The sequence below is a fragment of the Streptomyces sp. NRRL F-4489 genome (genome assembly GCF_001509485.1).
In the GTDB taxonomy this organism is placed as follows: Bacteria; Actinomycetota; Actinomycetes; order Streptomycetales; family Streptomycetaceae; genus Streptomyces.
In genome coordinates this window covers 1-21,116 of record NZ_LLZI01000003.1, presented here as the reverse complement: position 1 = coordinate 21,116, position 21,116 = coordinate 1, and the positions used below count along the sequence as shown (strand labels likewise).

Genomic DNA, 21,116 nt, shown 5'->3' with positions numbered 1-21,116 from the left:
ACGAGGTCGTTGAACGACTGCGGGGTCAGGGTGAGTACCGGGCCGCCCGGGGTCTTGCTGTCCCGGATCAGAACCTCGCCGGTGCTGCGGGTGTGCTCCCGTGCCCACTCAAGGCAGTTGCCCCCGTTGTTGCTGTAGGAGGACTTGGACCAGTGGAGGGATTCGGTCGTCACGGGGTGCCCTTTCGACTCGTCGTTGCTCGTTCGGCGCAAACGCGTTGTCAGTCGTGCGACTTGGCGAACGCCACGAGGTCGGCGAACGCGCGGGCGGTCAGGTTGAGGTGGGGGCCGCCCGGATCTTTGGAGTCCCGGACTGGAACCACGCCGCGCGTGGCAACGACGTTGGTTGCGACCTCGATGCACTGGCCACCGTTGCCGCTGTAGGAAGACTTGTACCAGCGGAGGGATTCGGTCGTCACTGGGTTCCCTTTCGAAGCTGTTCGATCAAAGCCACGGATGCCGCTTGGGAGAGCGCCTCGGCCTGCAGCTGATGGTAGGCCGTCAGTATGGGTACAACGGAACCGCTTTCCCGCTCCAGGTGCCCCCGCTGCGCCGACTCGGCGTAGGACATGATCGAGCGATCCGGCATGGTCAGCACGGTCACAGGCAAGGTGAACGGCCGCCGCGCACCCATGGCGAACGGGGCGATTTGAAGGACGGTGTTGGGCATCTCGGCGAACTTGAGCAGGCGCCCGAACTGGGCGTCCATGACGGAGGGAGACCCCATGGGCCGGCGGACGCAGCTCTCGTCGAGGACGGCGTGAATCAAGGGGGGTGGGGTTCGGGCGAGTGTCGCTTGCCGTTGCGACACCAGCTCCACCCGCTCTTCCGCCTGTTCGGACGTGATGGCCTGCCGCCGGACCGCGTCTGCCTCCAGGGTCGCCGCATATTCCGGCGTCTGGAGCAGGCCAGGGATGACGCCCACTTCGTAGAGCCTGATCTCCACCGCGCGGCCCTCGAAGCTCACGTACTCCGGAAACCCCTCCAGCAGGCTGCCGTGCTTGATTTCGCGGTACTCGCGCTCAAACGCGTCGGCGGTGCCTACGAGTCCGAATGCCCTGTCCGCGCTACGCGAGAAGCGAAGAGTTGGAGGCTTCCGGCCGGTCTCAACTGCCGAAACGTGCACGCTGGAATAGCCCATGCGATCGGCGAGGTCGTCTTGGGTCCAGCCGCGCGAGTCTCGCATGCTGCGTAAACGTGCTCCGTAGGCCGCCTGCGGAGAGGCGTCTGGGTTCAACTCTTTTCGGTTCATCGGTGGTTGACCAACCCTTCGTTCTCTGTCGCCCAGTTGAAGGCTTCCCAGACGTGGGCCACGCTGAACCCTCGGTAGCGCTCTCGATACGGAGAGGAGCGAACGTGCGCCGAGGTGGTGAGTTGATGTCCGGTGAGTGCCGCCCGGTTCATCTGCCGGGACTGTTCCCGGCGCCCGAGCCCGAGCCGGCCGCCGGGTGCGATGTGTGCGGGGCGTTGGCCCGGCAGCGTACGCACGCGCGGTCCGCCGGTGACCTGTCGAAGGTGGTCGACTGCAACGTCGAGATGCGGCGCCACCCTCACGGGCGCAAATAGGCGACGAGCGATCCATAACTGAGTGGAAATGAAGGGGAATTGACGATGGGGATCAGCGAGTACAGCAACAGCAACAGTGGTGGTGGGGACAAGCTGCCCGGTGAGCCGTACCCCGGGCCCCACCAGCCGCCGACCCCGGATGGCGGGCCCGGCGTGCCCAACCCGCCCAAGGCGGCCTGAACATGACCGCTACGCGTCAGGAGCGGCCTGGACATGCCGGGCTGGGGCAGGCCCTGATGGCCGCCGGGGTGCTGTCCTCCGACTGGGCGCCCGCCTACGCGGCCGTGCCCCGGGGCGCGTTTCTGCCGGAGCTCATGTGGCCGTGGGACGTGGGGGCGGGCCGGAGCGTGGCCGTTTCCCGGGTGGAGGATCCGGAGGCATGGCAGGCGTACGCGGAGTCGGACTGCCCGATCGTCACGCAGTGGGACGACGGCGAGCACACCGGTACGGAACCCGGAGCGGTCGCCACCAGTTCCGCGTCGATGCCGTCCGTGGTCTTCCGCATGCTCCGGGATCTCGACGTGAGGCCGGGGGACCGGGTGTTGGAGGTGGGTACGGGGACGGGCTGGAACGCGGCGCTGCTCGCGCACCGGCTCGGTGCCGGCAACGTCGTCAGTGTGGAAGTGGATGGCGGTGTGGCCGACGCGGCGCGGAAGGCCCTGGAGCGATTCGGTGTGCCGGTCGAAGTGGTGCAGGGGGATGGGTTCGATGGGTGGGATCGGGGCGCCCCGTACGACCGGGTTGTCGCCACCTGCGGACTGCGGGCCGTACCCGTCGCCTGGATGCGGCAGTGCCGGCCCGGCGGGCTGATCGTCGTTCCGTGGGGGACGCACTTCGGCAACGGTGACGCCGTGGCGCGGCTGACCGTCGCGGAGGACGGCCGGAGCGCGTCAGGGCCGTTCACGGGGCCCGTGGAGTTCATGAAACTGCGGGCTCAGCGTCTGCCCCCGGTCGTGCACCGGGAGTACGTGTCCGGGAGCGTCGCGGACGGCGATACGCGCACCACGCCGCTGGTGGAGGAGGCGTTCCTCGACGGCGAGCGGTTCAGCGCGCACGGCTTCGCGCTCGGGCTGCTGGTGCCTGACTGCCGGCAGGTCGTGGCCTGGAAGGAGGACGGCGCGCGGCCGGTGTGGCTGTACAGCCTCTCGGACCGGTCGTGGGCCTGCGCCCAGTTCCGTGACGGTGAACGGACCAGGGTGTGGCAGCACGGGCGCCGCAGGCTGTGGGACGAGGTGGAGGCCGCTCATGTCTGGTGGCAGGAGAACGGGCGGCCCGGGCACGACCGGTTCGGGCTGACGGTCGATGATGGCGGGCACTGGGCGTGGCTGGATGACCCGTCCCGGGCCTGGCCCCTGTCGGTACCGGTGTGAGGGGTGGCGCTGGGGCGGGGGGACGACAACGGCCGGTCACCCGGCCCCGGGGGAGGGGGCGCGGTGACCGGCCGTCGTTGGTGTGGTCAGGGGCGGGTCAGCTTGCCGTAGCTGCCACCAGGCGGCGGGCTTCCGCTTCCGTTTCGACCGACGGGGGAGAGCCGGGGAGGGGCTTGCGGGCCGTTTCGGACATGAGGAGGACGGCGATGGCGCCGATGACGGCGGCGCCCATCATGTAGTAGGCGGGCATCATCTTGTTGCCGGTGGCGCCGATCAGGGCGGTGACCATCAGCGGGGTCGTGCCGCCGAACAGCGACACCGAGATGTTGAAGCCGATGGAGAGGGAGCCGTAGCGGACCTTCGTCGGGAAGAGGGCGGGGAGGGTGCCCGGCATGGTGGCGGTGAAGCACACCAGCAGCAGGCCCAGCGCGCCCATGCCCACCGCGATCGCGGCCAGCGAGCCCTGGCGGATCAGCAGCAGCGCGGGGACCGAGAGGACCAGGAAGCCCAGGCAGCCGGCGGCGATGACCGGGCGGCGGCCGAAGCGGTCGGAGAGGCGGCCGGCGAACGGCTGGACGCACATCATCACGACCATCACCGCGAGCACGACCAGCAGCCCGTGCGTCTCGTCGTACTTCAGCTCCGAGGTGAGGTAGCTGGGCATGTACGACAGCAGCATGTAGTCGGTGACGTTGAAGACCAGGACCAGGCCGATGCACAGCAGCATCGCCCGCCACTGGCCGAACACCATCTCGCGCAGGCCGACCCGCTTCTCGGCCTCGCGGCGCTCCTTCTCCTTCGTCCGCGCCTCGCGCTCCAGTTGGGCGAAGGCCGGGGTCTCCTCCAGGCGCAGCCGCAGGTACAGGCCGATGATGCCCATCGGGCCGGCGATCAGGAACGGGATCCGCCAGCCCCAGGACTGGAGGTCCTCGGTGGACAGCAGCGCGGTCATCAGGGTGACCAGGCCGGCGCCGCCGACGTAGCCGGCGAGGGTGCCGAACTCCAGCCAGCTGCCGAGGAATCCGCGCTTCTTGTCGGGCGCGTACTCGGCGATGAAGGTGGACGCGCCGCCGTACTCACCGCCGGTGGAGAAGCCCTGCACCAGGCGGGCGAGCAGCAGCAGGATCGGCGCGCCGACGCCGAGGGTGGCGTACGACGGGATCAGGCCGATGGCGAAGGTGCCCGCGGCCATCATGATCATGGTGATGGCCAGCACCTTCTGGCGGCCGATGCGGTCGCCGAGCGGTCCGAAGACCATCCCGCCGAGCGGGCGCACCAGGAACGCCGCGGCGAACGCGCCGAAGGTCGACAGCAGCTGCGCGGTCGGGTTCCCGGAGGGGAAGAAGACATGGCCGAGGGTGACCGCGATGTAGCTGTAGACGCCGAAGTCGAACCACTCCATCGCGTTGCCGAGAGCGGCCGCCGATACCGCGCGCTTGACCATCGCGGGGTCGACGACGGTGACCTCGTCCGGTGTCGGCCGGCGGGGGGCCGCCGGGCGCGGCCCGGTCGGGGCGCCGGACGGTTTGCCGGTGCCGGTACGGGACCCGGTTGCGAGGGGGGACTGCGTCGGCACGTGTTCGCTCGCCTGCGCTCTCTGGGACGACAACAAGGACCTGCGCCCGCCATGGCGCGGCGGGGCAAAGGACGACCATACGGGCAGACCGGGTCGTAACGGACAGTGTGCGGTCGAGCGCACTCGGACTCGCCTACCCCGTCCTCGCTGGGCAAACGTGCATCCGCGAAGTTTTTTGCGAGGGGTTGCGTTGTGATCCATATCGCGGGGAATGGCTGCAACCGGGGCGGGGATTGTGGTCCGGGTCACGCGGGGGGCGGCGGGAGTGGGTGGCTCCGGGGGGCCTCGTTCGCGTATGGGAACGGCGCGGCGCGGCGCGGTGCGGCGCGGTGCGGGAATGGTGCGGCGCGGTACGGCAAGAGGGTGGCATACGGGAGCGGCGCGGTGGTGCGTCTGTCAGCACCACCGCGCCGGGGATCGCCGCGTGTCTTCAGGGTGCGCCGGGGGTTGGGCGGCCGCCAGTCGGGGCGGCGCCCGCCCGGCCGGGCCGCGTCAGGGCAGCCACGCCTCGTACGACAGGACCTGGCCGGCGGTGATGCGGAAGTCGGGGACGTCCTCGGTGAAGGTGATCTCGGTGCCGAGGAGGGTGCCGGTGTGCGGGTCGAGGATGACCATCTGGCGGGTGGTGTCCATCGCGTCGGCGGGGCTGCCGGTGCCGCCGGGGCCGTTCTCCGGGCCACCGTTCTCCAGGCCGCCGTCCTCCCGGTCCCCGCCCTCCCGGCTGTCGTGGACGAATGCCAGGCCGGGGCGGCCCAGCCGGTCGGTGACCGCGCCGGCCGGGCGCAGGCCGGGGGTGTCGGCCAGCAGCCGGACGATCGCCGCGGTCTCGCGCGGGCCGGGGGTCCACTCCTGGCGGTAGGAGGACAGGGCGAGGAGGAGCTGGGGGAGGCGGTCCGGGGCGCCGGCCCCGGCGCGGCTGCCGCCACCGGCGCTGTCGGCGTCGCCCGGCGCGCCGTAGAGGGAGGTGAGGAGGGCGCGCAGGGCCCGCGGGTCGGTGGGCGGCGCGGTGCGGGCGGCGAGGCCGCCGTGGCGGGTGCCGTAGCCCGGCGGGTAGGCGGCGCGGTGCAGCACCTTGCCGTCGCCGACCGTGCGCCAGCGGCCGTCGTCGTCCTGGATCACCGGGCGGCCCGGATGGCGGGGGTCGGTGGCGACGACCAGTTCGGAGCCGCTGCCGTCGGCGTTCCAGTGGGTGAGGTGCTCCTCGGGGACGGTCACCGGGGGCGGCGCGTCCGGGCCGGCCCCCAGGGAGAGGGACCAGCTCTGGAGGTGGCTGCCGCGCCGCGGCCCGTCGCCCGGCCCGGCCGCCGCCGCCCGGGCCTGCGCGATACGGGCCAGCGCGTCCAGGGAGAGGGTGCCGCTCCCGGCGTGCGGGACGAGGGCGGCGGGCGCGGCGGCGGCCCGGCTGCTGCCCGCGTCGGTGAGGGTGAAGGCGAGCACCGCGACGAGTGCCAGGACGGCCGCTTCGGCGCGCAATACGAGCCGGCGCCGGGCGCGCCGGGTGCGGGCGCTGTGCAGCAGGCGGTTCAGGGCCCGTTCGGCGGTGGCGTCCAGCGGGCGGTCCCGCCAGCGGCCCCCGCCGGCCGGCGCCGGATCGGCCGCCCGCAGCAGCTCCAGTTCGTCACGCATGGCCGTCGCCTCCTCCTGGTACGGACACCGCGGTCCGGGTCCGGTCGATCTCCGCGCGCAGCCGCCGCCGGGCCCGGTGCAGCCGCATGGCCGCCGCGCTCCGGCCGCAGTCCAGCGCCACCGCCAGCTCCTCGACGGTCAGGTCCTCCCAGGCGGTCAGCCGCAGCACCTCCTGGTCGGCCGGGGAGAGGCGGTCCAGCGCCTCCAGCACCCAGGAGCCGGGCCGCTCGGCCTCCGGGCCGGTCACCGTCTGCCGGCCGTGCGCCGCCTCGTGGTGGGTCAGCCGGTGCAGCAGCCGCCGGTAGCGGCCCTTGCCGCGCACCGCGTTGGCCAGGCAGTTCCGGGCCACTCCGTACAGCCAGGGCAGCGGCGCGTCGGGGAGTTCGGCGCGCCGCCGCCACGCTATGGCGAAGACGTCCGCCACCACCTCCTCGACCTCGTGTGCCGGGGCGTCCAGCCGCCGCGCCACGAAGCGGCTGACCGCCCAGTAGTGCGCGCGATAGGCCGCGGCGAAGGCGTCGTCCGTGCTCATGAAAACCCTGTGTCCGGCATCCCCGCGATCTTCACACCCGGCCGCCGTGAGCCATCCCACGTCCCCGGGGGCCGGCCGGCGGTGATCTCCGGCGGGGTCGCGGACACCAACGGGGTATGAAGCTCCCCGCCATGCCGTCCCCGGTGTCCGGGTCCGCCGCCGTGCGGTCCGGCGCGCCGGCGACCGCCGAGAAACGGAACCCGGTGCGGTGGCTGACCACCACCGACCACAAGACCATCGGCACGCTCTATCTGGTCACCGCCTTCGCGTTCTTCTGCGTGGGCGGGCTGCTGGCGCTGCTGATGCGCGCCGAACTCGCCCGGCCCGGCCACCAGTTGCTCTCGAACGAGCAGTTCAACCAGGCGTTCACGATGCACGGCACGATCATGCTGCTGATGTTCGCGACGCCGCTGTTCGCCGGATTCGCCAACTGGATCATGCCGCTCCAGATCGGCGCGCCCGATGTGGCCTTCCCCCGGCTGAACATGCTCGCCTACTGGCTGTACCTCTTCGGTTCGCTGATCGCGGTGGGCGGATTCCTCACTCCGCAAGGGGCGGCGGATTTCGGCTGGTTCGCTTACGCGCCGCTGTCGGACGCCGTGCATTCCCCGGGTATCGGCGGCGATCTGTGGATCATGGGGCTGGCGTTCTCCGGATTCGGTACGATCCTGGGCTCGGTCAATTTCATCACCACGATCATCTGCATGCGCGCGCCGGGCATGACGATGTTCCGGATGCCGATTTTCACGTGGAACGTGCTGCTCACGGGCGTGCTGGTGCTGCTGGCCTTCCCGGTGCTGGCCGCCGCGCTGTTCGCCCTGGAGGCGGACCGGAAATTCGGCGCCCATGTCTTCGACGCGGCCAACGGCGGCGCGCTGCTGTGGCAGCACCTCTTCTGGTTCTTCGGCCACCCCGAGGTCTACATCATCGCGCTGCCGTTCTTCGGCATCATCTCCGAGGTCATTCCGGTCTTCTCGCGCAAGCCGATGTTCGGCTACATGGGGCTGATCGCCGCGACGATTTCCATCGCGGGTCTGTCCGTGACGGTGTGGGCGCACCATATGTACGTCACCGGTGGTGTGCTGCTGCCGTTCTTCTCGTTCATGACCTTCCTGATCGCGGTGCCCACCGGCGTGAAGTTCTTCAACTGGATCGGCACGATGTGGAAGGGCTCGCTGTCCTTCGAGACTCCGATGCTCTGGGCGATCGGCTTCCTGATCACGTTCGTCTTCGGCGGTCTGACCGGTGTCATTCTCGCCTCCCCGCCGATGGACTTCCACATCTCGGATTCGTACTTCGTGGTGGCGCACTTCCATTACGTGGTCTTCGGTACGGTCGTCTTCGCGATGTTCGCCGGCTTCCACTTCTGGTGGCCGAAGTTCACCGGCAAGATGCTCGACGAGCGGCTGGGGAAGATCACCTTCTGGACGCTGTTCATCGGCTTCCACGGCACGTTCCTCGTCCAGCACTGGCTGGGCGCGGAAGGCATGCTGCGCCGTATCCCGGATTACCTCGCCGCCGACGGCTTCACCACGCTCAACACCGTCTCGACCGTGTTCTCGTTCCTGCTGGGGATGTCGATCCTGCCGTTCCTCTACAACGTCTGGAAGACCGCCAAGTACGGGGAGCGGATCACGGTGGACGATCCGTGGGGGTACGGCCGTTCGCTGGAATGGGCCACCTCCTGTCCGCCGCCGCGCCACAACTTCCTTTCGCTGCCGCGGATTCGCTCGGAATCCCCGGCGTTCGATCTGCACCACCCGGACGTCGCGGCGGGGGTGGAGAGGTGACCGGGCGGCGGCCGGCGGCCGGGGAATCCGGCGGCGCGGCGGAGGTGCGGATGGCCGAGGCGATCAATGAGATCGAGGGCTATCTGCTGTGGGAGGCGGAGAAGGAACGGGCCCGGGTGCGGGCGGAGGAATTCTGCGCCCGGCTGCCCTGGCTGACCACCGCCCAGCGGGAGGACGTGGTCCGCCACTACCGCGCGGACCAGCGCGAGCAGTCCCGGGCGTATCTGGAACGCGTAGCGGCCCGCAGCGCGGAGCTGCGGACCGCCTACGAGGACGCCTACCGCGCGCTGCGGCGCCGGACGGTGGCGGCGGTGCTGGGCGCCGCGGTGCCGGTGCTGTTCGTCCTGGCCGTGCTCTCCCTCACCGGTAGCGCACCCGCAGCTCCTTGACGCCGTTCAGCCAGGCGGAGCGCAGCCGCCGGGGGGCGCCGTCCGGCGCGATGTCCGGGATCGCGTCGGCGATGGCGTGGAAGATCAGGTCGATCTCCAGCACGGCCAGCGACTTGCCGAGGCAGAAGTGCGGTCCGCCGCCGCCGAAGCCGAGGTGCGGGTTGGGGTCGCGGGTGATGTCGAAGACCTCGGGGCGGTCGAAGACCTCGGGGTCGTGGTTGGCCGAGGAGTAGAAGATCCCGACCCGCTGGCCCTTCTTGACGCGCGCGCCGCCCAGCTCGGTGTCCTGGGTGGCGGTGCGCTGGAAGGAGACCACCGGCGTCGCCCAGCGCACGATCTCCTCGGCGGCGGTCGCCGGGCGTTCGCGCTTGTAGAGGTCCCACTGCTCGGGGTGGGTGAGGAAGGCGTGCATGCCGTGGGTGATGGCGTTGCGGGTGGTCTCGTTGCCGGCCACCGCCAGCAGCAGCACGAAGAACCCGAACTCGTCCGAGCCGAGGTTGCCCTCGTCCTCGGCCGCCACCAGCCGGCTGACGATGTCCTGGGCCGGGCACTTCTTGCGGTCCGCGGCGAGGTTCATCGCGTAGGAGATCAGCTCGACGGCGGCGTTGGCGCCGACCTCCTCGGTGATGGCGAGTTCCGGGTCGTCGTAGGCGATCATCTTGTTCGACCAGTCGAAGATCCGGGCCCGGTCGTCCTGCGGGATGCCGATCAGCTCGGCGATCGCCTGGAGCGGCAGTTCGCAGGCGATATCGGTGACGAAATCGCCGGCGCCCTTCTCCCGCGCCTCCGCCACGATCCGCTCGGCGCGGCGGCGCAGCGCGTCCTCCAGGGCGCGGATGGCGCGGGGGGTGAAGCCGCGCTGGACGATCTGCCGGACCCGGGTGTGCTCGGGCGGGTCCATGTTGAGCATGATGAGCTTCTGGACCTCGATCTGGTCGCGGGAGATGGCCGGATTGAAGCGGATGATGGAGGTGTTGAGATTGGCCGAGAAGATGTCCGGCCGGGTGGAGACCTCCTTGACGTCCTGGTGGCGGGTGACGGCCCAGTAGCCGTCGTCGCCGAATCCGGCGATGTTGTGCGGCTGGGGTATCCAGCACACCGGCGCGGTCCCGCGCAGCCGGGCGAACTCCGGCAGCGGGACGCGGGACTGGTAGACGTCGGGGTCGGTGAAGTCGAACCCCTCGGGCAGCGCGGGGCAGTGCATCGGCGGCTCCTGGTCCGGCGGCGTCCAACGCCCTGACGGCACCGCGGTCGCCCGGCACGGGTGTCTGACGGTCCATCAGATGCAGGTCGCGGTGACGGTAGTGACGTGCCCCGCAAGTGGCAAGGGTCACGGCGGCGCCACTTGCGCACAACGGCGCGACCGCCCTCTTGCGCCGCGCGGAAGGGCTCACGAGACTGTCCGAAGAACTAGAACGCGTACTAGTTCTTCCCTCCGCGGGCGCCGGGACGCCCGCGGACGCGAGGAGAGGACGAGTTGAGTCATGGCCGCCGAACCCGTCATCGTCGAAGCCGTACGCACCCCCATCGGCAAGCGCCAGGGCGCGCTCGCCAACCTCCACCCCGCCTACCTCCTGGGCGAGACGTACCGCGAACTCCTCGCCCGCACCGGCATCCAGCCCGACTGCGTGGAGCAGATCGTCGGCGGCACCGTCACCCACGCCGGGGAGCAGTCCATGAACCCGGCGCGCACCGCCTGGCTCACCATGGGCCTGCCCTACGAGACCGCCGCCACCACCGTGGACTGCCAGTGCGGCTCCTCCCAGCAGGCCAACCACATGGTCGCCAACATGATCGCCGGCGGTGTCATCGACATCGGCATCGGCTGCGGTGTGGAGGCGATGTCCCGCGTCCCGCTCGGCAGCGGCTCCAAGCACGGACCGGGCAAGCCCTGGCCCGACGAGTGGAACGTGGACCTGCCCAACCAGTTCGAGGCGGCCGAGCGGATCGCCCGCCGCCGCGGCCTGACCCGCGAGAACGTCGACGCGCTCGGCCTGCTCTCCCAGCAGCGGGCCGCCACCGCCTGGGCCGAGGAGCGCTTCAAACGCGAGACCTTCGCCGTCCAGGTGCCCACCACCGAGGAGGAGCAGGCCGCCGGCCAGGGCATGTGGCGGCTGGTCGACCGCGACGAGGGCCTGCGCGACACCGATATGGCGGCGCTGGCCGGCCTCAAACCGGTCATGCCCACCGCCGTGCACACCGCCGGGAACTCCTCGCAGATCTCCGACGGCGCCGCCGCGCTGCTGTGGTCGTCCAAGAAGATGGCCCGCGCGCTGCGGCTGAAGCCCAGAGCCCGGATCGTCGCGCAGGCGCTGGTCGGCTCCGACCCGCACTTCCACCTCGACGGGCCGATCGACGCCACCCGCGCGGTCCTCGGCAAGGCCGGGATGTCCCTGAAGGACATCGACCTGGTGGAGATCAACGAGGCGTTCGCGTCGGTGGTGCTGTCCTGGGCGCAGGTCTTCGACCAGGACCTGGAGAAGGTCAACGTCAACGGCGGCGCGATCGCGCTCGGCCACCCGGTGGGCGCCACCGGTGCCCGGCTGCTGACCACCGCGCTGCACGAACTGGAGCGGCGGGACAAGGAGTTCGCGCTGATCACCATGTGCGCGGGCGGGGCGCTGGCGACGGGGACGATCATCCAGCGGCTGTGACGGGCGGGGGCCGGGCCGGGCGGGACGGCGTACGGGGCCGGGCCGGGCGGGCGCGCGGACCGGGGCCCTCAGCTCCCGCCCGTTGTCCCGCCCGGCGCCTCGAACGCCACCGGCGTCTCGAACGCCGCCCGCCGCGTCGCCCGCCGCAGCGCCTTCAGCACCGGACCGCCCACCACCAGCGTGAGCACCACCGTCACCACCGCCCGCGGCAGATCCCACCCCAGCGACGTCGCCAGGCAGTACGCCACATAGCGCGCCAGATTGGCGGACACCGGATCGCCCGGCACGAACGACACCCCCGACGCCAGCCCGCCGATGTACGGCCAGCCCTGGAGGTTCATCACCAGCCCGTACGCCACCGACGCGAGCGCCCCGTACCCCGCCAGCAGCGCCAACTCCCGCCGCCCGCGCAGCCGGTCCGGGCCCGGCAGCAGCCCGGCGCCCATCGCCACCCAGCCCATCGACAGCATCTGGAACGGCATCCACGGCCCGACCCCGCCGGTCAGCAGCGCCGACGCGAACATCGCCACCGAGCCCAGTACGAAACCGAATCCCGGCCCCAGCACCCGGCCCGACAGCACCATCAGGAAGAACATCGGCTCGATCCCCGCGGTGCCCGCGCCCAGCGGCCGCAGCGCCGCCCCGGCCGCCGCCAGCACCCCGAGCATCGCGATCGCCTTGGCGTCCAGCCCGCCGTCCGCGATGGCCGCCACCGCCACCGCCAGCAGCAGCGGCAGCAGCGCCGCGAACAGCCACGGCGCGTCCTGCGCGTGCGCCAGGCCCGAGCCCGGACCGGCCAGCAGCGGCCAGCCGAACGCCACCACCCCGACCGCCGACACCAGGCACAGCGCGGCCACCGACCGCGGCCCCAGCCGCACCGCCCGGACCCGCCGCCCCGCGCCCGTCACGCCGGCGCCCCGTCCAGTGAGCGCGCCACCTGCGACACGGTCAGCCACGGCAGCGGCGCCAGCACCTTGGCGACCTGCGGCGCGAACGCCGGGGAGGAGACCACAACCTCCTCCGCCGGGCCGTCCGCGACCACCTCGCCGTCGGCCAGGATCACCACCCGGTGCGCCAGTTCGGCGGCCAGCTCCACGTCATGGGTGGCCAGTACGATCGCGTGGCCCTCGGCGGCCAGCCCGCGCAGCACGTCCACCAGCCGGGCCTTGGCCGCGTAGTCCAGGCCCCGGGTCGGCTCGTCCAGCAGGAGCAGCGGCGGCCCCGCGGTCAGCACCACCGCCAGCGCCAGCGCCAGCCGCTGCCCCTCGGACAGATCGCGCGGATGCGCGTCCCGCGGAACGTCCGGCAGCAGGCGGGCCACCAGCTCCCGGCAGCGGCCGGCCGGCGCGTCCGCGTCCCGGTCGGCGGCCGCGCACTCGGCCGCCACGGTGTCCGCCGACAGCAGATCGCGCGGATCCTGCGGTACGAGCCCCACCCGGCGCAGCAGATCGCGCGGCCGCAGGGTGTGCGGGGCGGCGCCGCCGACCCGGACCGTGCCGGACGACGGGCGGTGCATCCCGACCAGGGTGCGCAGCAGCGTGGACTTGCCCGCGCCGTTCCGGCCCATCAGCGCCACCGCCTCCCCGGGCCGCACGGCCAGGCCGACGCCGTGCAGCACCGGCACGCGGTCCCGGTGGACGCCGAGCCCGGAGGCCGCCGCGACCGGTTCGCCGTCCGCCGCCGGGGTGCGGCCCGCCGGCGTACCGGCCGCCGCCAGCCGCTCCCGCAGCGGGGCCGCCCTGCGCCGGGCGTCCCGCACCGACAGCGGCAGCGGCGACCAGCCGGCCAGCCGGCCCAGCTCCACCACCGGCGGCCGCACCGGCGACGCGGCCATCATCGCGGCCGGTTCGCCCATGACCGGGGCTTCGCCCGGACCGGGCAGCACGATCACCTGGTCCGCGTACTGCACCACCCGCTCCAGCCGGTGCTCGGCCATCAGCACCGTCGTGCCCAGGTCGTGCACCAGGCGCTGGAGGACCGCCAGCACCTCCTCCGCGGCGGCCGGGTCCAGCGCCGACGTCGGCTCGTCCAGCACCAGCACCTTCGGGTGCGCGGTGAGCACCGAGCCGATCGCCACCCGCTGCAACTGGCCGCCGGACAGCGTGCGCAGCGCCCGCTCCCGCAGCTCGGCCAGGCCCAGCAGGTCCAGCGTCTCCTCGACCCGGCGGCGCATCACGTCCGGGGCCAGCCCCAGCGACTCCATGCCGTAGGCCAGCTCGTCCTCGACGGTGTCGGTGACGCAGTGCGCCAGCGGGTCCTGGCCCACCGTGCCGACCACATCGGCCAGTTCGCGCGGCGGATGGGTGCGGGTGTCCCGCCCGTCCACCGTCACCCGGCCCCGCAGGGTGCCGCCGGTGAAATGCGGCACCAGCCCGCACACGGCGTTCAGCAGGGTCGACTTCCCGGCGCCGGACGGGCCGACGAGGAGGCACAACTCGCCCTCGGGAACGGTCAGATCGACCCCGCGCACGGCCGGCGCGGCCGCGTCGCCGTAGGTGACCGAGACCTGCTCGAAGCGGATCACTGGGCGGGCTCCTTCGTCTTCGTCGGCGGGCCGGAATCGGCGGAACGGGACGGCACGGCGGCGGACCGGGACCGGCCGGCCGGCGCCGGGCGCCCGGCCCGCGCCGGCACCGGGGCGGGCACCGCCGGCACCAGCCCCACCAGCAGCGACAGCGCCGGCCACAGCGGCAGCACCGGCGCGGTCAGCGGCACCGCCGGCGGGTGCAGCGCGGCCGGGGCGTAGCCGTTCGCCGCGACCAGCAGCGCCGCCACGGCCACCCCGGAGCCCGACACCAGCCAGGCCCGCGCGCCCCACGGCTCGGGGCGGTAGCGGGTGCGCACCGACCGCCGGCCGCCCAGCCACAGCCCGGCCAGCGCCGCCGCCAGCCCGGCCAGCAGCACCGGCAGCCCGTAGCCGCCGCCCGCGTCACCCAGCAGCCCGTACGTCCCCGCGCACACGCCCAGCAGCCCGCCGAGCGTCAGCAGCGACGTCAGCCGCCGCACCGCGGCCGGGACGTGCGCCGTCCGGCCGTAGCCCCGGGCGTCCATCGCCGCGGCCAGCGCCACCGACCGCTCCAGCGCCCCCTCCAGCACCGGCAGACCCACCTGCAACAGGGCCTTGAACCCCCGGTCCGGGCGGCCCCGCAGCCGCCGGGCCGCCCGCAGCCGCTGCACATCCGCCACCAGATTCGGCGCGAACGTCATCGCGACCACCACCGCCACGCCCGCCTCGTACAGCGCGCCGGGCAGCGACTTCAGCAGCCGCGCCGGGCTCGCCAGCGCGTTGGCGGCGCCCACGCAGATCAGCAGGGTGGCCAGCTTCAGCCCGTCGTACAGCGCGAAGAGCATCCCCTCGGCCGTCACCCGGCCACCGACCCGGACGCCCTGCGCCCAGGCGGGCAGCGGGAGTTCGGGCAGTGTCACCAGGACGTGCGTCCCCGGGATCGGCGACCCCAGCACGAACGCGAACACCAGCCGGATCCCCAGCACCACCAGCCCCAGCTTGACGAACGCCCCGTACGACCGGGCCCACGGCGCGTCCGTCCGGCGCACCGCCACCACATAGCCGGCCACCGCCGCCAGCAGCGCCAGCAGCAGCGGATTGGTGGTCCGCGACGCGGCGGCCGCCAGGCCCAGCGCCCACACCCACCAGGCGCCCGCGTGCAGCGCCGTACCGCGGGCCGCCCGGGGCGCGCTCATCCGCGCCGCCGGCGCGCCTGCCATACGCCGGCCGCGCCCAGCACCACGACGGCGCCGATGCCGGCGAGCAGACCGGCGGACGGGCCGCCGCCGTCTCCGTCAGTCGCTTTGTGGTCCGGGGCGCCCGGCTCGCGCTCCGCGCCGCCACCCGCCGCGCCGCCACCCGCCACCTGCTCCGCGCAGCCCGACCGCGGATAGCCCGCGATCCCGCACAGCAGCCCGTTGGCGTCGTACCGCAGCGGTTTGACGGCGGCGGCCAGCGCCTCGCCGGCCGAGGCGTCCGCCGGCACCCGCGCACAGCCCGTCCGCGCGGCCGGCGGGCGCTCACCGGACGGCGCGTCCGCCGCCGTCCCGAAGTCCACCACCACACCGACCCGCTTCTGCCCGGCCGGCGCCGGCGCCGTACCGCACAGCGCGGCGGCATCCGGCGCCGGGCGCGGCACCGCGGCCCGCCCCGAGTCCGCGCTCACCGCGAACCGGAAGCCCACCACGGCGCCGTCCGCCGGCCGCGCGGTCCCCGGCCCCTCCGTGGCGTACGCCCACGACGCGGCCTTGCCGCCCGCCGCGGGTTTGCCGTCCCAGAACGACCAGTACCGGTACTCCTGCGCCTGCGCCGACCCGGCGACCGGACCGGCCACCAGCCCCGCGCCGACCAGCACCGCCACCGCCCACCGGGCCCTGCCTATCCCTCTCACAGCGCGTTCTTGCCCTTGCGGCCGCTCAGCAGGAACCCGACGCCCGCGCCGAGGGCGAGTCCGACCCCGATCACCCACCAGATGCTGATGCCGCCGCCGTCGTCCTTGGAATCCTTGGCGTCCTTGGTGTCCTCGTCCGTCGAGACCGGTGCCGGCCCGGTGGCGTTGAGCGCGGCGACCAGATCCGTGCCGCCGAAGTGCCGCGGGTCCGTCCCGGTGGCCCGCGCCGCGAGCACCAGCTGCGCGTACGCCGCCGGGCCGCTCTGCTTCGCCCACGCCCCGGCGTTCTTCTCCAGCCACGCCAGCGGCTTCCGCGCGGCCTCGCTGTGCCCGCCGGCCGCCAGCGCGACCACCGCGTCCGCGGTGTTCCCCACGTCCGGCTGCTGCTCGGCCCCCGGCATCGCCGACCGCAGATGCTGCCCGCCCGCGTCCATCTGCGCCACCAGGTAGGCGGCGCCGCCGTCCGCCGCCGCCTTGGCGTCACCGTCGCGCGCCTCGCCCGCGCCGCACTTCGGCGGCTCCACCGGCCGGTCCTGCCCCGCCGCCGGCACCACGAAGCCCTTGCCCAGCGCCGCCGTGACCGCGGCCGCAGTCGCGTCCGCGTTCGCCGCCGGGTTCTTCCGCTGGAAGGAGAACGCCCCGCGCTCCCCCTCCTTCGCATCGCACCCCAGCCGGAAGCCGAGCAGCGCCTGGTACGGCGACGCGCCGTCCTTGCGCACCGCCTCCGGCTTCTCGCCGGCCGCGGTCAGCGCCCCGATCACCACCGCCGTGGAGTTGGCGTCGCTCTCCGCGCCCGCCATCGAGCTCCAGCCGCCGTCCGCCTGCTGTACGGACTTCAGCCAGTCGACGGCCTTCCGCACGGCGTCGCCGTGCCCGCCGAGCGCGGCCAGCGCCTGCACGGCGGCCGCGGTCTGATTGGTGTCGCGCATCGTCTTGGCGTCGCACGCCGTGCCGGGATCGGCCCGGTACGCCGCGAATGCCCCGTCGGCGCACTGCTGCTTCGCCAGCCAGTCGACGGCCGAGGGGGCCGGGCGCACCCCGACCGTGTGCTGCGCCAGCAGCGCGAGCGACTGCCGCCAGACGCCGTCGTACTGCGGGTCCTTCGTGCCGTACAGGCCCTCCGGCAGCTTCTGCGCCTGCGTCTGCGTCTGCGTCTGCTGTGCCTGCGTCCGGGGCTGCTGCGGCTGGGCGGGCGCCGCGCCGGAGGCCAGCACGGCGGCGGCCGCGGCGGCGGCCAGCGCGGCGGCGGTACGGCGCGCCCGGGATGCGGCGGAATGCGTGGGGGCCATCGGGGTGGGTGCCTCTCGGTTCGGTCGGGTCGGGCGTTACGAGGCCGCGCTCGGCCGACCGGCGGCGCGCACCCGACCGGGGCGCTCCGCGGTGGCGCCGGGCTCAGCTCCGTAAACCACGACGGTGCCGCGCACCGGCCGGCCGCCGCGTGCGTGTGCGGCGGCCCCGGTGGCGGGAGCCTTGGCCGTTCCCCACCGGGTGCTCCGGCTCGTCCGGCCGCGATGCGCGGCGCGTGCTCACGGTTGCGGGTCAGCGCCGGATTTACACCGGCTTCCCCCGATCGGGTACGGATGAAGTTGTCCCCGACACCTTAACCGGTGGGTTTGGGGCCGCCCCACGTCGTCGTCGCTTCGCGCCGGGGGTGTTGTTTGTGGCCGCCCCACGTTTTTGTCTGCGGCGCCGTGCGGGGTTGCGGTGGCCTCGGGTTCCCTTCGGTGGGTGGGGGCCGGAGGGGCTGTCCCGGGGTACGTCCTCGGTGCGGGCGCATCTGGTGCGTGGGATGAGGAATGCCCCGCGGTTCGCTCCAGATCCTGCGGGCGCACCCCGGGACATCCCCTCCGGCCCCACCCACCGCCGCGTAGGCGAGGCCACCGCAACCAACCACGGCGCGGCACAAGACAACGTGGGGCGGCCACAAACACCCCCTCCGCCGGTACGGCGGGAACTACACGGCCTGGAAGCGCCAGGGGTCCGCGCCGACCCCGGCGACAAGCCCCCGCTTCACCAGATGCCGCAGATGCACCTCCGCCTCCGAGACGGCGATGGTGCGGGACCCGTGGGGGATCTGCTCCCACGGCCGGTTCCACCGCATGGACCGCGCCAGCTCCCACGGAGTCAGCGGCTCGGCGAGCAGCGTACGCAGGCCCGCGAGCCGCTCCTCGTGGTGGGCGAGGAGCTCGCGGACCCGGCCCACCGCGTCCGGGAACGCGTGCTGGTGCGCCGGCAGGACCTCGGCCGGCGCCAGCCGGGCTACGCGTTCCAGCGAGGCGAGGTAGTCGCCGAGCGGATCGCCCCGGTCGGCGAGATCCAGCGCCGCCTCCGCCGGCTCCTCGTAGAGGCCGATGTGCGGGGTGATCCCCGGCAGCAGGTGGTCGCCGGAGAAGAGCCGCCCGGAGCCGGTGTGGGCGGGGGCCCCGCCACCCTGCCGCCCTGGATGCGCCTCCTCCAGGTGGAGGCAGACGTGGCCCGGCGTGTGCCCGGGCGTCCAGACGGCCCGCAGCCGCCGCCCGGGCAGATCGAGCAGCGCGCCCGGCTCGATCCCGCGGTCCGGGAGCGCGGCCCGCCGCCCGGGGGGCTTGCGGCCGCGGCCGGCGGCGCGGGCGGCCCGCAGCGGCTCCAGGTGGTCGTCCGGCGCACCGGCCGCCGCCAGCTTGGCGATCACGTAGTCGAGCCACTGCCCGGGTTCGGCCTCCCGGGTGCGCCGGACCACCGCGGCGTCCGCGTCGTGCATCGCGATCCAGGCGCCGGAGGTCTCCCGGACCCGGGCGGAGAGCCCGTGGTGGTCGGGGTGGTGGTGGGTGAGCAGTACGCCGTGCAGGTCGGCGGGGGAGAAGCCGCAGGCGGTGACGCCGGCGGTGAGGGCGTCCCAGGAGTCCGGGTCGTCCCAGCCGGTGTCGATGAGGACCGGGCCGCGGTCGGTCTCCAGGAGGTGGACGAGGGTGTGGCCGAGGGGGTTGTCGGGGATGGGGACGGCGATGCTCCACACCCCGCCCTTGTGGTCGATCACCTGTGGCGCCATGCGGTCCCGTCCCCTCGTGTGCCGGGCACCCACTATAACTAGAACCCGTTCCAGTGGTAGGGGGTGATCGCCGCCCGGCGTACGGGAGTTGGCGTGGCGGTGCGAGGCGTGGACTCCGCGGGGTGGAACTGGTATCAGTTCTGCTGCAAGTGGTTCCTGATGGCTCGTCAGAAATGTATGCGCGGCGGCCCGGTACTCCTGCACCACGGCGGCCGTCGTCCCATCCCACCCACACCGTCGGGAGGCGGGCAGCGATGAGCGACCTCGTCGAGCACGGAAAGCTCTACATAGGCGGCAAGCTGGTCGACCCGGCCGGCCCGGACACGATCGAGGTGGTTTCGCCGCACTCCGAGCGGGTCATCGGGCGCGTCCCGCACGCCGCGCGGGCCGACGTCGACCGGGCGGTGGCCGCGGCGCGGGCGTCGTTCGAGTCGGGGGTGTGGGCGAACGCCCCACTGGCGGACCGGATCGCGGTGGTGACCCGGATCAAGGACGCGTTCGCGGCGCGGAGCGAGGAGTTCGCGCGGGTCATCGGCGCGCAGAACGGGACGCCGGTGACCTCCGGCGTGATGGTGCAGTCGCTGGCCGCGATGATGGTCTGGGACGCGGCGATCACGGTGGCCCGGGACTTCGCGTTCGAGGAGCGGCGGGCCGGGGCGCTGGGGCCGCTGCTGGTGCGGCGCGAGCCGGTGGGCGTGGTCGCGGCCGTCGTGCCGTGGAACGTCCCGCAGTTCACCGCCGCCGCCAAGCTCGCGCCGGCGCTGCTGGCCGGCTGCTCGGTGGTACTGAAGGTGTCGCCGGAGACGCCGCTGGACGCGTATCTGCTGGCCGAGATCGTGAGTGAGGCCGGGCTGCCGGAGGGGGTGCTGTCGATCCTGCCGGCCGACCGGGAGGTGAGCGAGTACCTCGTCGGGCACCCGGGCGTGGACAAGGTGTCGTTCACCGGGTCGGTGGCGGCCGGCAAGCGGGTCATGGAGGTCGCGGCGCGCCATCTGAGCCGGGTGACGCTGGAGTTGGGCGGGAAGTCCGCGGCGGTGATCCTGCCGGACGCCGATCTGGACGCGGCGGTGGCCGGTATCGCGCCGTTCGCCTGGATGATCAACGGGCAGGCGTGCGTGGCGCAGACGAGGATCCTCGCGCCGCGGAGCCGGTACGACGAGATCGCCGAGCGGTTCGCGGCGGCGGCGGCCGGGCTGGCGGTCGGCGACCCGCTGGATCCGGCCACCGAGGTCGGGCCGCTGGTGGCCCGGCGGCAGCAGCAGCGTTCGCTGGACTACATCGCGCTGGGGCAGCGGGAGGGCGCCAAGGTGCTGGCCGGCGGCGGGCGTCCGCCGGCGCAGCCGACCGGCTGGTACGTCGAGCCGACGCTCTTCGGCGACGTGGACAACGGGATGCGGATCGCGCGGGAGGAGATCTTCGGGCCGGTGATCTGCCTGCTGCCCTACGGGGACGAGGAGGAGGCGGTGCGGATCGCCAACGATTCCGAGTACGGGCTGTCGGGGTCGGTGTGGACGGCCGACACCGAGCACGGTATCGAGATCGCGCGGCGGGTGCGCACCGGCACGTACTCGGTGAACACCTTCAGCATCGACATGCTCGGGCCGTTCGGCGGCTACAAGAACTCCGGCGTGGGGCGGGAGTTCGGGCCCGAGGGGTTCGGCGAGTACCTGGAGCACAAGATGATCCACCTGCCGGCGGGTGCCTGATGGCGGAGCGCTGGCGGGTGGCGGTGGACCGGCGGGTGTGCATCGGGTCGGGGCTGTGCGCGGGGACCGCGCCGGACCGCTTCCGGCTGGACGCCGCCCGGCAGTCGCACCCCGTGGAGCCGGAGACGGAGGCCGCGGACGGGGTGCTGGCGGCGGCCGAGAACTGCCCGGTGGAGGCGATCCTGATTACGGAGGTTGAGGGCGGGGGGATCGTTTTCCCGCCGGAGGAGTGAGGGGTGAGGGGCGGGGGAGTCCGCTCGCACGGGGAGAGGCCGGCCGCGCCTCCGGCCTCCTGGCCGTTCCGGAAGCGTTAGCTCCGCCCCCTCCCCGGGGAGATGGCCCGCAAGGGGGCCACGCGCCCCCTACGGGACGCCCCCTACGGGCCCCGCCCGCCGCCCCCCCCCGGCTTTCAGGCCCCGGCTTGCGACCCCGGGTCCCCTCCCCGCGCGCCAGCCCCCCCCCCCCCCCCCGGCAGCCCCCCCC

The 21,116-nt window shown here is 73.4% G+C and carries 20 protein-coding genes and 1 riboswitch; of the genes, 7 read left to right on the top strand and 13 right to left on the bottom strand.

Annotation, left to right across the window (positions count from 1 at the left end; translation table 11 throughout):
• The 3 genes from ADL22_RS01820 to ADL22_RS01810 all read right to left on the bottom strand — a co-directional run.
• Window positions 1-173, bottom strand: a 173-nt coding sequence (locus tag ADL22_RS01820; protein ID WP_066973065.1) for a DUF397 domain-containing protein, incomplete at its 3' end; no start/stop codon positions are given.
• Window positions 174-220: 47 nt separating this feature from the next.
• Window positions 221-418, bottom strand: coding sequence for a DUF397 domain-containing protein (locus ADL22_RS01815; protein ID WP_066973064.1), 198 nt, complete (start codon window positions 416-418; stop codon window positions 221-223).
• On the bottom strand, window positions 415-1,251 hold the full coding sequence (locus ADL22_RS01810; RefSeq protein WP_066973063.1) for a helix-turn-helix domain-containing protein: 837 nt from the start codon (window positions 1,249-1,251) through the stop codon (window positions 415-417). The genes ADL22_RS01815 and ADL22_RS01810 overlap by 4 nt, the downstream gene beginning before the upstream one ends.
• Before the next feature lie 359 nt (window positions 1,252-1,610).
• Here ADL22_RS01810 and ADL22_RS36600 point away from each other — a divergent pair, with 359 nt between their 5' ends.
• Together ADL22_RS36600 and ADL22_RS01805 are read left to right on the top strand one after the other, a co-directional pair.
• A complete protein-coding gene (locus ADL22_RS36600; RefSeq protein WP_267890139.1) occupies window positions 1,611-1,745 on the top strand; it encodes a hypothetical protein in 135 nt (44 codons plus the stop codon).
• 2 nt (window positions 1,746-1,747) lie between these two features.
• Complete coding sequence (locus ADL22_RS01805) at window positions 1,748-2,935, top strand: methyltransferase domain-containing protein (RefSeq protein ID WP_066973061.1); 1,188 nt, start codon at window positions 1,748-1,750, stop codon at window positions 2,933-2,935.
• Window positions 2,936-3,032: 97 nt separating this feature from the next.
• Here ADL22_RS01805 and proP read toward each other — a convergent pair whose 3' ends face one another.
• The 3 genes from proP to ADL22_RS01790 all read right to left on the bottom strand — a co-directional run bounded on the left by proP (window position 3,033) and on the right by ADL22_RS01790 (window position 6,669).
• A complete protein-coding gene (gene proP / locus ADL22_RS01800) occupies window positions 3,033-4,511 on the bottom strand; it encodes a glycine betaine/L-proline transporter ProP (protein ID WP_066973059.1) in 1,479 nt (492 codons plus the stop codon).
• 492 nt (window positions 4,512-5,003) lie between these two features.
• Window positions 5,004-6,137, bottom strand: a complete 1,134-nt coding sequence (locus tag ADL22_RS01795; RefSeq protein WP_066973057.1) for a CU044_5270 family protein — start codon at window positions 6,135-6,137, stop codon at window positions 5,004-5,006.
• Window positions 6,130-6,669 carry an RNA polymerase sigma factor gene (locus tag ADL22_RS01790; protein ID WP_066973055.1) on the bottom strand — a complete coding sequence of 180 codons (540 nt, stop codon included), beginning with the start codon at window positions 6,667-6,669 and terminating at the stop codon, window positions 6,130-6,132. The genes ADL22_RS01795 and ADL22_RS01790 overlap by 8 nt, the downstream gene beginning before the upstream one ends.
• A 116-nt stretch (window positions 6,670-6,785) precedes the next feature.
• Here ADL22_RS01790 and ctaD point away from each other — a divergent pair, with 116 nt between their 5' ends.
• Window positions 6,786-8,459 (top strand): cytochrome c oxidase subunit I, encoded by a 1,674-nt coding sequence (gene ctaD, locus ADL22_RS01785; protein WP_107116201.1) that lies wholly within the window; start codon window positions 6,786-6,788, stop codon window positions 8,457-8,459.
• Between the two features lie 50 nt (window positions 8,460-8,509).
• Window positions 8,510-8,848, top strand: coding sequence for a hypothetical protein (locus tag ADL22_RS01780; protein WP_066973069.1), 339 nt, complete (start codon window positions 8,510-8,512; stop codon window positions 8,846-8,848).
• Here the strand turns inward: ADL22_RS01780 and ADL22_RS01775 are convergent.
• Complete coding sequence (locus ADL22_RS01775) at window positions 8,820-10,052, bottom strand: cytochrome P450 (RefSeq protein WP_066973053.1); 1,233 nt, start codon at window positions 10,050-10,052, stop codon at window positions 8,820-8,822. The two genes, ADL22_RS01780 and ADL22_RS01775, sit on opposite strands and share 29 nt — an antisense overlap.
• A 280-nt stretch (window positions 10,053-10,332) precedes the next feature.
• Here ADL22_RS01775 and ADL22_RS01770 point away from each other — a divergent pair, with 280 nt between their 5' ends.
• Window positions 10,333-11,502 (top strand): steroid 3-ketoacyl-CoA thiolase, encoded by a 1,170-nt coding sequence (locus tag ADL22_RS01770; protein ID WP_066973051.1) that lies wholly within the window; start codon window positions 10,333-10,335, stop codon window positions 11,500-11,502.
• 68 nt (window positions 11,503-11,570) lie between these two features.
• On the opposite strand, the gene ADL22_RS01765 is transcribed toward ADL22_RS01770, so the two are convergent.
• The 6 genes from ADL22_RS01765 to ADL22_RS01740 form a co-directional block, all read right to left on the bottom strand.
• A complete protein-coding gene (locus tag ADL22_RS01765; protein ID WP_066973049.1) occupies window positions 11,571-12,410 on the bottom strand; it encodes an ECF transporter S component in 840 nt (279 codons plus the stop codon).
• Window positions 12,407-14,026 (bottom strand): ABC transporter ATP-binding protein, encoded by a 1,620-nt coding sequence (locus tag ADL22_RS01760; protein WP_066973047.1) that lies wholly within the window; start codon window positions 14,024-14,026, stop codon window positions 12,407-12,409. The genes ADL22_RS01765 and ADL22_RS01760 overlap by 4 nt, the downstream gene beginning before the upstream one ends.
• Window positions 14,023-15,228 carry a CbiQ family ECF transporter T component gene (locus tag ADL22_RS01755; RefSeq protein WP_066973045.1) on the bottom strand — a complete coding sequence of 402 codons (1,206 nt, stop codon included), beginning with the start codon at window positions 15,226-15,228 and terminating at the stop codon, window positions 14,023-14,025. Before ADL22_RS01755 ends, ADL22_RS01760 begins: the two co-directional genes overlap by 4 nt.
• Window positions 15,201-15,890 carry an SCO2322 family protein gene (locus tag ADL22_RS01750; protein WP_066973067.1) on the bottom strand — a complete coding sequence of 230 codons (690 nt, stop codon included), beginning with the start codon at window positions 15,888-15,890 and terminating at the stop codon, window positions 15,201-15,203. Before ADL22_RS01750 ends, ADL22_RS01755 begins: the two co-directional genes overlap by 28 nt.
• 5 nt (window positions 15,891-15,895) lie before the next feature.
• On the bottom strand, window positions 15,896-17,188 hold the full coding sequence (locus tag ADL22_RS01745; protein WP_066973043.1) for a prenyltransferase/squalene oxidase repeat-containing protein: 1,293 nt from the start codon (window positions 17,186-17,188) through the stop codon (window positions 15,896-15,898).
• 176 nt (window positions 17,189-17,364) lie between these two features.
• A riboswitch (cobalamin riboswitch) is annotated at window positions 17,365-17,504 on the bottom strand.
• A 349-nt stretch (window positions 17,505-17,853) separates the two neighbouring features.
• The gene (locus ADL22_RS01740; RefSeq protein WP_066973042.1) at window positions 17,854-18,927 is read right to left on the bottom strand and encodes an MBL fold metallo-hydrolase; all 1,074 of its coding nucleotides are present in this window, start codon (window positions 18,925-18,927) and stop codon (window positions 17,854-17,856) included.
• Window positions 18,928-19,181: 254 nt separating this feature from the next.
• On the opposite strand from ADL22_RS01740, the gene ADL22_RS01735 reads away from it, so the two are divergent.
• Together ADL22_RS01735 and ADL22_RS01730 are read left to right on the top strand one after the other, a co-directional pair.
• Window positions 19,182-20,633 carry an aldehyde dehydrogenase gene (locus ADL22_RS01735; RefSeq protein WP_066973041.1) on the top strand — a complete coding sequence of 484 codons (1,452 nt, stop codon included), beginning with the start codon at window positions 19,182-19,184 and terminating at the stop codon, window positions 20,631-20,633.
• The gene (locus tag ADL22_RS01730) at window positions 20,633-20,866 is read left to right on the top strand and encodes a ferredoxin (protein WP_066973039.1); all 234 of its coding nucleotides are present in this window, start codon (window positions 20,633-20,635) and stop codon (window positions 20,864-20,866) included. The genes ADL22_RS01735 and ADL22_RS01730 overlap by 1 nt, the downstream gene beginning before the upstream one ends.
• The last annotated feature ends 250 nt before the right edge of the window (window positions 20,867-21,116 follow it).